Here is a 10,256-nt window from a genome sequence, read left to right on the forward strand (position 1 = left end):
GGATGAGGACTGCATGTTTTGACAGAGGTTATTCCGCATGAAGCTCACCTTCTCCGCCGCCTCGCCCTTCGCGCGCAAGGTGCGCATCGCCGCGATCGAGCTCGGGCTCGTCGACAAGATCGAGTTCGTGCCGGCAACCGTCGCACCGGGACAGGCGAATGAGGACTATTCGCGCATCACGCCGCTGAAGAAGCTGCCGGTGCTGATCACTGACAATGGCGAGGTGATCCTCGATTCCTACGTCATCGTCGAATATCTCAACGAGCTCGCCGGCGGCAATCTGATCCCGGATTACGGCCCGCGCCGCTGGTCGGCCAAGACCGATCATTCGCTGATCAACGGCATGCTCGATTCCATGCTGCTGTGCCGCTACGAGAGGATGGTGCGGCCGCAGGGCCTGCAATGGCAGGCCTGGTCCGACGACCACTGGAACCGGGCCTGGACCGGCATGGCGCGGTTCGAGAACCGGCCCGAAGTCCTCAACGGTCCGTTCGACATCTCTCAGATCGGCCTCGTTTGCGTGCTCGGCTATGCCGACTTCCGTTTCGCCGATTGCGGCTGGCGCAAGGCCTATCCGAAGCTCGACGCTTTTCATCAAAAGATGCTGGAGCGGCCTTCCGTGAAAATCTCGGTGCCGCCGCCGGCGTAACCCGCGGGAGTTCCCATGAGCCTCACATTCTCGGTCGGCGATCTCACCATCCATCGCGTCATCGAGCAGGAAACCTCGTTCGTGCCGGCGCTGGAAATGCTGCCCGGACTCACGCCCGAGGTGCTGGCCGAGAACCGCGCCTGGATGAAGCAGGCGAAGGCGCTCGACGACGACGATGTGCTGATGCTGTGCTTCCAGTCCTACGTAGTGAAGACGCCGCACCACACCATCCTGATCGACAGTTGCATCGGCAACGACAAGCCGCGGCCCAATCGGCCGAAATGGAACATGAAGACAGACGACACGTACCTGCGCGCGCTGGGCGCCGCCGGTATCTCGGTCGATGACATCGACTTCGTGATGTGCACGCATCTGCACGTCGATCACGTCGGCTGGAATACGCGATTGGAGAATGGGCGCTGGGTGCCGACCTTCCCCAAGGCGCGCTATCTGTTCGCAAGGCAGGAGTTCGACTACTGGTCCGAGCAGAACGCGAAGGCGCCCGTGCCGCCTTTCGTCGACAGCGTGCTGCCGGTGGTCGAAGCCAAACGCCATGAGCTGATCGGCAACGATCATCAGATCGGCGATCACGTTCGCATCCTGCCGACGCCGGGTCATACGCCCGGCCACGTTGCCTTCACCTTCGGCCGCGGCAAGGACGACGCCGTGTTCTCGGGCGATCTCATGCACTCGCCGCTGCAGACGCTCTATCCGGAGCTGTCGATAAAGTTCGATGTCGACCAGGCGCAAGCCGCAAAGACGCGCCGCAGCTTCCTGGAGCGCTATTGCGACACCGACACGCTGTGCTGCACCGCGCATTTCCCCTCGCCGTCCGGCGGCAAGATCCGGCGCAAGGGGAATGCGTTCGTATGTGCGGCGGTTTAAGGCGAGATGCGGTAGGGTGGGCAAAGCGAAGCGTGCCCACCTTTTCTGTCTCCTCCGAAGGGGTGGGCACGGCGCTGCGCGCCTTTGCCCACCCTGTGGTTGAGGCAGCGGCGTGTCAATCAAACAGGCTCGGCGTGTGGTTCACCAGCGCGCCTTCGATCTCGAGCATTTTCAGCTTCGTCACCACGCCGCCATTGGCGGAGAAGCCGCCGGGCTTGTTGCCGGCGGCGAGCACGCGGTGACAGGGCACGACGATCGGACAGGGATTGCGGCCGAGCGCCTGGCCGACATCGCGCGATAGCTCCACGCCGCCCAAGCGTTTTGCGATATCACCGTAGGTCATGGTCTTGCCTGGCGGGATGGTGCGGGCGACCTCGTAGACACCGCGGTTGAAGTCGGGAACGCCGTCGAAATCGAGCGGAATGTCGGTGAGGTCATCCGGCTCGCCATCGAGCAGTTTGACGATGCGATCGATCGCCTGCTGCACCTCGGCGGTCGGCTCGGCCTCGCTGGCCTCGGCATGGCGCTGGTGGATGCGGGTGCGGATCTTGTCCTCGCCGCCCATCGGCAGTTGCACGCCGTTGATGCCGCGCGGGCCCCAGGCGATGGCACACAGGCCGATTTTGGTCTCGAACAGGACGAAATGGCGGTCGGTCATGACTAGGTTCCTGGCTCTTCCTCGTCGCAGGCCCCCGCTTGTGATCTTCCTGCGCAATCTAGGCTTGGAAATAGTTGCGATCCACCCGGTTTCCGGGAATCTTGCACAGGAGTTCCGCACCCTCGAGAGCCTTCATGCAGAGCCTTCACGTCAACGGATATGACATGCCTTATCTCGACGTGGGCGAAGCCAAGGCGGGACCGCCGCTGGTCTGCGTGCACGGTTCGCTCAACGATTTCCGGGTCTGGGGTTCGGTGCTCGGACCGCTGTCGCAGCGCCACCGGCTGATCTGCGTCAGCCTGCGGCACTTCTTTCCCGCGCAATGGGATGGTGTCGGCGACACCTATACCATTGCGCAGCATGTCGATGACGTGATCGCCTTCATCGAGAAGGTCGAGACCGGTCCGGTCGATTTGATGGGCCATTCCCGCGGCGGGCACATCTGCTTTCGCGTGGCGCAGGCGCGGCCCGATCTGTTGCGCCGGCTGATTCTCGCCGAGCCCGGCGGCGAGCTGGATGGCAGCCTTGATCCGGACTACAGAGGCGGCCGCTCGCCACTGCTGGCGCGTTTCACGGCCGCCGCGGAGAAGATCGCCGCCGGCGACGTCGACGGCGGCCTCGCCGTGTTCGTGGATACGCTGGAGGGAGCGGGCACCTGGCCGCGACTGCCGGCAACCGTGAAGCAGACTCTGCGCGACAACGCATATACGCTAATGGGCCAGGTCAGGGACAATCGATCACCATTCTCGAAGGCCGATGCGGAATCGATTCTGATGCCGACGCTGTTCATCCTGGGTGCCCGGACCAAAGGCCCGCTACCGAAAGTGCTGCACGCACTCGGTGCGCATGTCCCCTACTCTAAGACGGCCATCATCGAGAACACGACGCATCCGATGTTCGAGCAGGCGCCGCAAAAATATTCGGACGTGGTGCTGGATTTCCTGGCGGGCTGATCATGCAGACTGTTCACGTCAACGGATACGACATGGCCTATCTCGAAGTCGGAGAAGGCCCGCCGCTGGTCTGCGTGCACGGCACGCTCGGCGATTTCCGGACCTGGTATTCGGTGCTCGGCCCGCTTTCGAAAAACCACCGCGTGATCGCGGTCAGCCTGCGGCATTTCTTTCCCGAGCGCTGGAACGGTGCCGGCGAGGACTACAAGATGGCCCAGCATGTCGCCGACGTCATCGGCTTCATCGAGCAAATCGGGTGCGCGCCGGTCGACCTGATGGGGCATTCGCGCGGCGGGCACATCGCGTTTCGCGTGGCGCAGGCGCGGCCCGACCTGTTGCGCAAGCTCGTCCTCGCCGAGCCCGGCGGCGATCTCGACGCAAGCCTGCCGGTCCCGGCAGGCACGCCTGCGCATCCGCCGCTCGCCGCGCGCACTGCGCGCTCGGTCGAGATGATCCGTGCCGGCGACATCGAAGGCGCGCTGCGGAATTTCTATGAGGGCATCGAGGGCGACGGCACCTGGCGGCGTGTGCCGGCGGTCGCAAAGCAGCAATTGCGCGACAACGTCGTCACCTTCCTCGGCCAGATCAACGAGCAGCGCAAGCCCTACACGCTGGCCGATGCGCAGGCGATCAAGACGTCGACGCTGCTGATCGGTGGCGGCGCGACGACAGGGAGTCTGTCGCTGATCTGGCGCGTGCTGGCCGAGCACATCGCCGGCGCGAAAACCGCGGTGATTGCGAAGGCCGGGCACTGGATGTTCGAACAGGCGCCGCAGGAGTATGCCGCGGTGGTGAGCAAGTTTCTGGCGGGATAAGTGCTCCCATCGCCTCTCCCCGCCTGCGGGGAGAGGCGATGAATCCGCTCACACCTTCCACACGCCGACCGGCATCTTGATCGTCGCGTTCAGGCGGTTCCAGACATTGATCGTCGCGATCGAGAGGATCAGGGTCGCAAGCTCGCGCTCGTCGAAATGCTTGGCGGCCTCGTTCCAGATCGCGTCCGGAACGGGGTCCGCCCGATCCGCAAGACGCGTGACGGCCTCGGTGAGTGCGAGCGCGGCGCGCTCTGCTTCCGTGAAATAGGGCGTGTCGCGCCAGGCAGAGACCGCGAACAGCCGCTCATCGCTCTCCCCGGCCTTGCGGGCGAGCTTGGGATGCATGTCGACACAGACGCTGCAACCGTTGATCTGGCTGGCGCGCAGGTGCACGAGTTCCAGGAGCTTTTCCGGCAGTCCCTGCTTGTTCACCTCGCTCAGCGCCTGCATCGCCTTCATGGCCTCAGGCAGGACCATCACCGGATGATTCATACGTGCGTGCATCATGTCGTGTCTCCGTTTCGAAGCCGGAAGTTAATTTTGACGGATCCGGCGTCATTGTTGTCACAAGGCGCGGATTTGCTTCGTCATGGACATGACGGAGCGCGAACAGGGAATGTGACCGATGCCCCAGGAAAACTTCGAAGAAGATTTTCTAGCCCGGCAATTCGAGGCCAATCGGGACCATTTGCGCAGCGTCGCTTACCGGATGCTGGGCTCGCGCGGCGAGGTCGATGACGCCGTGCAGGAGACCTGGCTGCGGCTCAGCCGCAGCGACACCTCGGATGTCGCGAATTTGCGGGGCTGGCTAACCACCGTGGTCGCGCGCATCTGCCTCGACATGCTGCGCGCACGCAAATCGCGCCGCGAGGATCCGATGAGCCAGGACGTGCCGGAGCCGGTCGACGATGCGCGTGAGCGCGAGTCCGAGATGGCCGATTCAGTCGCCGCCGCGCTCCTCGTCGTGCTGGAGACGCTGCAACCGGCAGAGCGGCTCGCCTTCGTGCTGCATGACATGTTCGCCGTTCCCTTCGAGGAGATCGCACCGATCGTCGGCCGCTCGGTCGAGGCCTCGCGGCAGCTTGCCAGCCGCGCCCGCCGCCGCGTGCAGGGCGCGCCGGTGCCGGACACGGATCTTTCACGACAGCGGAAAATCGTCGACGCTTTCCTCGCCGCCTCGCGTGAGGGCAATTTCGAGGGACTGCTCGCCGTGCTCGATCCCGATGTCGTCGTGCGCGCCGATCAGGCCGCGGTGCGCCTCGGCTCGCTGCCGGAGATCCGTGGCGCCTCGGCCGTAGCCGAGACATTCAAGGGGCGCGCCCAGGCTGCACGGCCCGCACTCGTCGATGGCCAAATGGGTGTTGCCGTCATCCTCGGCGGGCGTTTGCGGATCGCGCTGCGCGTCGCCTTCAAAGGGGACAGGATCGCCGGGATCGAGGCGATCGCCAATCCGGACGCGATCGGCGCGTTGGAGGTGAAGGTGCTGGAGCCGTAAGACGCCAAGCGTCTTGGTATCTGCGCGGCGGCGATGCTAGGCTGATCGGCAATCGGGCGGTGCCGGCGCTCGAGACCCGAAAGGACAGCTTGATGAAATCCCGCCTCGTTCCCGTTTTCGCCCTATCCCTGCTCGGTCTTGTGAGCGCCAACGCCACGGCACGTGCGACCGCCGACGAGAAGCTGAAGGCCGCTTCTGAGCAGGAGAAGACTCCGCTGATCGAGACGCTGCACGACATGGTGATGATCGAGAGCGGCAGCAGCGATATCGAAGGTCTCGCCAGGATGGCAGACTTCACGGAAGCGCGCCTGAAAGCGCTGGGCGCCACGACGCGGCGGCAGAAGACGACCGCGGGCGCCGGCGCCGATATCGTTGTAGCCACGTTCACAGGCACGGGCACGCGCAAGCTGATGCTGATCGGGCATATGGACACGGTCTATCAGCGCGGCATCCTCGCGACCGAGCCGTACCATGTCGATGGCACCAAGATCTTCGGGCCCGGCATTGCCGACGACAAGGGCGGCCTCGCCGTGATCCTGCACGCGCTCAAGATCCTGAAAGACACAGGCTGGCGCGACTACGCCACGCTGACGGTCTCCCTCAATCCGGACGAGGAGGCCAGCTCGATCGGCTCCGGTGAATTCATCTCAGCGCTCGCCGATCAGCATGACGTCGTGCTGTCCTGCGAGCCGACGGCCTCATCGCCGCCGGCGCAGAACGATGCTCTGCTGCTGGGTGCGAGCGGCACCGCGACTGCAACGATGAAGGTGAAGGGACGCGCCTCGCATGCCGGCGCAGCACCGGCCCTCGGGCGCAACGCGCTAATCGAGCTTTCGCACCAGCTGCTGCAGACGCAGGACGTCGCGAAATCCATCCCGGGCACGCAACTCAACTGGACGACGTCGAAGGCCGGCACCGTGCGCAACCAGATTCCGGCGGATGCCGAGGCCGGCGCCGATATCCGCCTCACCGTTTCCGACGGCGTTGCCAAGCTCCAGGCCGCGCTCGACGAAAAGGTCAAGAACAAGCTCGTGCCCGACACCGAGACGACGGTGACGATCGTGCCGGCACGTCCGCCCTTCGTCGCCGGCGAGCGCGGCCGCGCGCTCGCACAGGAGGGACAGGCGAGCCGAACTCGGCCGCAAGCTCGACATCGCCGAGATGACGGGAGCAGGAACCGACGCCGGCTATGCCAACCGTAGCGGCAAGGCGGTCGTAGTCGAAAGCTTTGGCCTTGCCGGCTTCGGCTATCATGCCCGCGACGAGTTCATCGACACCAACTCGATCGTGCCGCGACTCTATCTGATGACGCGCATGCTGATCGAGCAGGGCAAGAAGAAGTAGCAGCGCCGGCGCTCGCAAACGAGGGCAGTCGCCGGCGGTTCGTCATGCCCGGGCTCGACCCGGGCATCCACGAAGAGCCGGGAGTGTGGCCCGTCATGGCCGGGACGAGCCCGGCCATGACGAAAATCAAGTACGTACAATCCCTTACCTCATCGCTTGACGCTTCCCATGTCTCGCAGTAGCTTCGCATACGGAATTCCGTATTCCGCAAGGAGCCGCCGGCGTGATCCCGCTCGACCCGCTGCCCAATCTGATCGACCAGGTCTATGCGCGCATCCTGGAGGCGATCACGGATCGCACCTTGCAGCCCGGTCAGCGCATCCGGCAAAACGAGCTCGCCGACAAGCTCGGCGTGTCGCGCCAGCCGGTGTCGCATGCGCTGCATCTGTTGCATCGGCAAGGTCTCGTCGCCGAGAGCGGCCGGCGCGGATTCGAAGTCACGCAGCTCGATCCCGCACGCATTCGCCAGCTCTACGAGGTGCGCAGCGCCATCGATGCGCTGGCGGCGCGGCTCGCCGCCGAACGGATCGTGCGCGATGGCGCGGGACGCGAGCGGCTTGCGGCCGCGCTGCGGGCCGGCCGCGCCATCACTCGCAAGACGCCGTTGAACGAGCTGATCGCGCTCGACGTCGCGTTTCATTGCGCGATCTATCACCTCGCCGGCAACCCCGTGATCGAGGAGACGATCGCGCCGCAATGGCCCCATATGCGCCGCTCGATGGCGACCGTGCTGTCCGAGCTCGACTATCGCGACAGCGCCTGGGCGGAGCACGCGACGATTGCCGGACACGTACTCGCTGGCGAAGCCAAAGCGGCCGAACGCGCCGCGCTTGCGCATGCCCAGACGGCCGGACGCATGACCGAGGAGAGACTGAAGGCGACGGAAGAAGCGGCGGCGTAGCCACAATCGCCGTCCTGCCCGGGCTTGTCCCGGGCATCCACGTTCTTTCTTGGCGTGAAACGAGCCCGTGGATGGCCGGGTCAAGCCCGGCCATGACGACGGAAAAAATAACAAAACAGGAGGATGCGATCCATGAAACTGACCCAGCAGCAACTGGACTTCTTCCACCGCGAGGGCTGGCTGTTCCTCCCGGAGTTGTTTGCCCAAGAGGAGGTCGATTTCCTCGCACGCGAGGCAGTCGGCATCTACGACGCTGACCGGCCCGAGGTCTGGCGCGAGAAAAGCGGTGCGCCACGCACGGCCTTTGCCGCTCATCTCTACAACGAAGCCTTCGGCGTGCTCGGCGCGCATCCACGCATGATCGAGCCGGTCGAGCAGGTGTTCGGCGAGCCCGTCTACATGCACCAGTTCAAGATCAACGCGAAATCGGCCTTCACCGGCGACGTCTGGCAGTGGCACCAGGACTATGGCACCTGGAAGCGCGACGACGGCATGCCCGAGCCGCGCGCGATGAACATCGCGATCTTCCTCGACGAGGTGATGCCCATCAACGGTCCGCTGATGCTGGTGCCGCGCAGCCAGAACGCCGGCGACTTGGAGGCCTCGCACGATCTTGCGACCACCTCCTATCCGCTGTGGACGCTGGACGAGGAGACAGTGACGCGGCTGGTCAAGCAGGGCGGCATCGTCGCGCCGACCGGCAAAGGTGGCGGCATGCTGATGTTCCACGGCAATCTCGTGCACGGATCGAGCGGCAACATCACGCCCTACCCGCGCAAGATCGTGTACCTGACGCTCAACGCGGTCTCGAACTACATTCGAAACCCGACGCGGCCGGAATACATCGCGCACCGCGATTTTGCGCCGATCAAGACGGTCGACGACGACGCGCTGCTGCGGCTGGCACGGGCGCCGCGGCAGGCGGCGGAGTAAGACACTCTCTCGCGCCCCGGACGCTGCGCAGCACGTCAGTGATGCGCTGCTGAGCCGGGGCCCACGCCGCGGAATGGGTCCCGGCTCTGCGGCGGAGCGTTGCACGCTCCACCGCGTCCGGGACATGATACTTTATCGGATGTCAGCATGAACCTCTTTTCACTCCTCCAGGCCCGCGCCGCTGCCGGCAAGCCGGTGCGCGTCGCGCTGATCGGCGCAGGCAAGTTCGGCTCGATGTTCCTGTCGCAGGTCCCGCATGTGCCGGGGCTGGAGGTGCCTGTCATCGTCGATCTCGACCGCGACCGTGCGCGCGAGGCGTGCCGGACCGTGGGCTGGGATGCCGAACGCATCGCGGCCACCAGCTTCACCGATGACGGTGCGCGCGCCATCAATGGCCCGATCGACGTCGTGGTCGAGGCGACCGGCAATCCCGCCGTCGGCATTCGCCACGCGCGCGCGGCGATTGCGGCCGGCAAGCACATCGTGATGGTCAATGTCGAAGCCGACGTGCTGGCAGGCCCACTGCTGGCGCAGGAAGCGCGAAAAGCGGGAGTCGTCTACTCGCTCGCCTATGGCGACCAGCCGGCCTTGACAGCCGAGATGGTCGACTGGGCGCGTGCCACCGGCTTTCGTGTGGTCGCGGCCGGCAAGGGCACCAAATATCTGCCGGCCTATCACGACGTGACGCCGGATGGCGTCTGGCAGCATTACGGCCTCACCGCCGGCGAAGCGCAATCGGCCGGGATGAATCCGCAGATGTTCAATTCCTTCCTCGACGGCACCAAGTCGGCGATCGAGATGGCGGCGATCGCCAATGCCTGCACGCTCGATGTGCCCACGGATGGTTTGCTGTTTCCCCCGTGCGGCGTCGACGATCTGCCGCACATCATGCGGCCGCGCGACAGAGGTGGTGTGTTGGAGAGATCCGGCGTGGTCGAAGTCGTGTCATCGCTCGAGCGTGACGGCCGGCCGGTATTTCGCGACCTGCGCTGGGGCGTCTATGTCGTGCTGGAGGCGCCGAACGACTACGCCGCCGATTGCTTCAGGCAGTACGGGCTGAAGACCGATGCGAGCGGGCGTTATGCCGCGATGTACAAGCCCTATCATCTGATCGGGTTGGAGCTGAACATCTCGATCCTGTCGGCGGCGCTGCGGGGCGAGCCCACGGGGCAGGCGATAAGCTTCCGCGGCGACGTCGCCGCCGTCGCCAAGCGCAATCTTCGCGCCGGCGAGATGCTGGATGGCGAAGGCGGCTACACGGTGTGGGGCAAGCTGATGCCGGCAGCAAGTAGCCTGAAGATCGGCGCGCTGCCGATCGGCCTCGCTCACAGGGTCAAGCTGAGAAATGACATCGCGCATGGCGCAGTGGTGTGCTGGAGCGACGTCGAATTCGATGCTGGCAACGAGACTGTGAAGATCCGCAAGGCCATGGAGATAGCGTTCGCAGATCAGCGATGAGGCAAACCGGGCTGCCGCGAGCGGCGCTGGAAACGACAAAAGCCCCGGAGGATGTATCCGGGGCTTTTGCTTTTTTGATCGAAGAGGCGCCGTGTGCAATGCCGCGTTCGACGGCGCGCCACTTTTTCTCGTCATCGCCCGCGAAAGCGGGCGATCCAGTATTCC

The 10,256-nt window shown here is 64.9% G+C and carries 12 protein-coding genes; 10 read left to right on the forward strand and 2 right to left on the reverse strand.

Annotation, left to right across the window (positions count from 1 at the left end):
- The first annotated feature begins 37 nt into the window (after window positions 1-37).
- Both SO140_RS34405 and SO140_RS34410 read left to right on the forward strand, forming a co-directional pair.
- Complete coding sequence (locus SO140_RS34405) at window positions 38-649, forward strand: glutathione S-transferase family protein (protein WP_449382170.1); 612 nt, start codon at window positions 38-40, stop codon at window positions 647-649.
- A 15-nt stretch (window positions 650-664) separates the two neighbouring features.
- A complete protein-coding gene (locus SO140_RS34410; RefSeq protein ID WP_449382171.1) occupies window positions 665-1,534 on the forward strand; it encodes an MBL fold metallo-hydrolase in 870 nt (289 codons plus the stop codon).
- A gap of 115 nt (window positions 1,535-1,649) precedes the next feature.
- Here SO140_RS34410 and SO140_RS34415 read toward each other — a convergent pair whose 3' ends face one another.
- Window positions 1,650-2,192, reverse strand: a complete 543-nt coding sequence (locus tag SO140_RS34415; RefSeq protein ID WP_449382172.1) for a methylated-DNA--[protein]-cysteine S-methyltransferase — start codon at window positions 2,190-2,192, stop codon at window positions 1,650-1,652.
- A gap of 134 nt (window positions 2,193-2,326) precedes the next feature.
- On the opposite strand from SO140_RS34415, the gene SO140_RS34420 reads away from it, so the two are divergent.
- Both SO140_RS34420 and SO140_RS34425 read left to right on the forward strand, forming a co-directional pair.
- Window positions 2,327-3,145 (forward strand): alpha/beta fold hydrolase, encoded by an 819-nt coding sequence (locus tag SO140_RS34420; protein ID WP_449382173.1) that lies wholly within the window; start codon window positions 2,327-2,329, stop codon window positions 3,143-3,145.
- 2 nt (window positions 3,146-3,147) lie between these two features.
- Complete coding sequence (locus SO140_RS34425; RefSeq protein WP_449382174.1) at window positions 3,148-3,960, forward strand: alpha/beta fold hydrolase; 813 nt, start codon at window positions 3,148-3,150, stop codon at window positions 3,958-3,960.
- 48 nt (window positions 3,961-4,008) lie between these two features.
- Here SO140_RS34425 and SO140_RS34430 read toward each other — a convergent pair whose 3' ends face one another.
- On the reverse strand, window positions 4,009-4,464 hold the full coding sequence (locus tag SO140_RS34430; RefSeq protein ID WP_449382202.1) for a carboxymuconolactone decarboxylase family protein: 456 nt from the start codon (window positions 4,462-4,464) through the stop codon (window positions 4,009-4,011).
- Between the two features lie 121 nt (window positions 4,465-4,585).
- On the opposite strand from SO140_RS34430, the gene SO140_RS34435 reads away from it, so the two are divergent.
- The 6 genes from SO140_RS34435 to SO140_RS34460 all read left to right on the forward strand — a co-directional run bounded on the left by SO140_RS34435 (window position 4,586) and on the right by SO140_RS34460 (window position 10,091).
- Window positions 4,586-5,455, forward strand: coding sequence for a sigma-70 family RNA polymerase sigma factor (locus SO140_RS34435; RefSeq protein WP_449382175.1), 870 nt, complete (start codon window positions 4,586-4,588; stop codon window positions 5,453-5,455).
- Window positions 5,456-5,547: 92 nt separating this feature from the next.
- Complete coding sequence (locus tag SO140_RS34440; protein ID WP_449382176.1) at window positions 5,548-6,657, forward strand: glutamate carboxypeptidase; 1,110 nt, start codon at window positions 5,548-5,550, stop codon at window positions 6,655-6,657.
- The gene (locus SO140_RS34445) at window positions 6,617-6,799 is read left to right on the forward strand and encodes a hypothetical protein (protein ID WP_449382177.1); all 183 of its coding nucleotides are present in this window, start codon (window positions 6,617-6,619) and stop codon (window positions 6,797-6,799) included. Before SO140_RS34440 ends, SO140_RS34445 begins: the two co-directional genes overlap by 41 nt.
- Before the next feature lie 223 nt (window positions 6,800-7,022).
- Window positions 7,023-7,700 (forward strand): GntR family transcriptional regulator, encoded by a 678-nt coding sequence (locus tag SO140_RS34450; RefSeq protein WP_449382178.1) that lies wholly within the window; start codon window positions 7,023-7,025, stop codon window positions 7,698-7,700.
- 132 nt (window positions 7,701-7,832) lie between these two features.
- Complete coding sequence (locus SO140_RS34455) at window positions 7,833-8,633, forward strand: phytanoyl-CoA dioxygenase family protein (RefSeq protein WP_474801111.1); 801 nt, start codon at window positions 7,833-7,835, stop codon at window positions 8,631-8,633.
- A gap of 147 nt (window positions 8,634-8,780) precedes the next feature.
- Window positions 8,781-10,091 carry an NAD(P)H-dependent oxidoreductase gene (locus tag SO140_RS34460; protein ID WP_449382180.1) on the forward strand — a complete coding sequence of 437 codons (1,311 nt, stop codon included), beginning with the start codon at window positions 8,781-8,783 and terminating at the stop codon, window positions 10,089-10,091.
- Window positions 10,092-10,256: the final 165 nt, after the last annotated feature.

It is taken from the genome of Bradyrhizobium sp. UFLA05-108, from assembly GCF_059803455.1.

What these genes read in the sequence shown, in the direction of transcription:
- SO140_RS34415 (WP_449382172.1), bottom strand. Translation starts at nt 2,192, where the DNA reads ATGACCGACCGCCATTTCGTCCTGTTCGAGACCAAAATCGGCCTGTGT.
- SO140_RS34420 (WP_449382173.1), top strand. Translation starts at nt 2,327, where the DNA reads ATGCAGAGCCTTCACGTCAACGGATATGACATGCCTTATCTCGACGTG.
- SO140_RS34410 (WP_449382171.1), top strand. Translation starts at nt 665, where the DNA reads ATGAGCCTCACATTCTCGGTCGGCGATCTCACCATCCATCGCGTCATC.
- SO140_RS34440 (WP_449382176.1), top strand. Translation starts at nt 5,548, where the DNA reads ATGAAATCCCGCCTCGTTCCCGTTTTCGCCCTATCCCTGCTCGGTCTT.
- SO140_RS34445 (WP_449382177.1), top strand. Translation starts at nt 6,617, where the DNA reads ATGACGGGAGCAGGAACCGACGCCGGCTATGCCAACCGTAGCGGCAAG.
- SO140_RS34460 (WP_449382180.1), top strand. Translation starts at nt 8,781, where the DNA reads ATGAACCTCTTTTCACTCCTCCAGGCCCGCGCCGCTGCCGGCAAGCCG.
- SO140_RS34425 (WP_449382174.1), top strand. Translation starts at nt 3,148, where the DNA reads ATGCAGACTGTTCACGTCAACGGATACGACATGGCCTATCTCGAAGTC.
- SO140_RS34455 (WP_474801111.1), top strand. Translation starts at nt 7,833, where the DNA reads ATGAAACTGACCCAGCAGCAACTGGACTTCTTCCACCGCGAGGGCTGG.
- SO140_RS34405 (WP_449382170.1), top strand. Translation starts at nt 38, where the DNA reads ATGAAGCTCACCTTCTCCGCCGCCTCGCCCTTCGCGCGCAAGGTGCGC.
- SO140_RS34435 (WP_449382175.1), top strand. Translation starts at nt 4,586, where the DNA reads ATGCCCCAGGAAAACTTCGAAGAAGATTTTCTAGCCCGGCAATTCGAG.
- SO140_RS34430 (WP_449382202.1), bottom strand. Translation starts at nt 4,464, where the DNA reads ATGCACGCACGTATGAATCATCCGGTGATGGTCCTGCCTGAGGCCATG.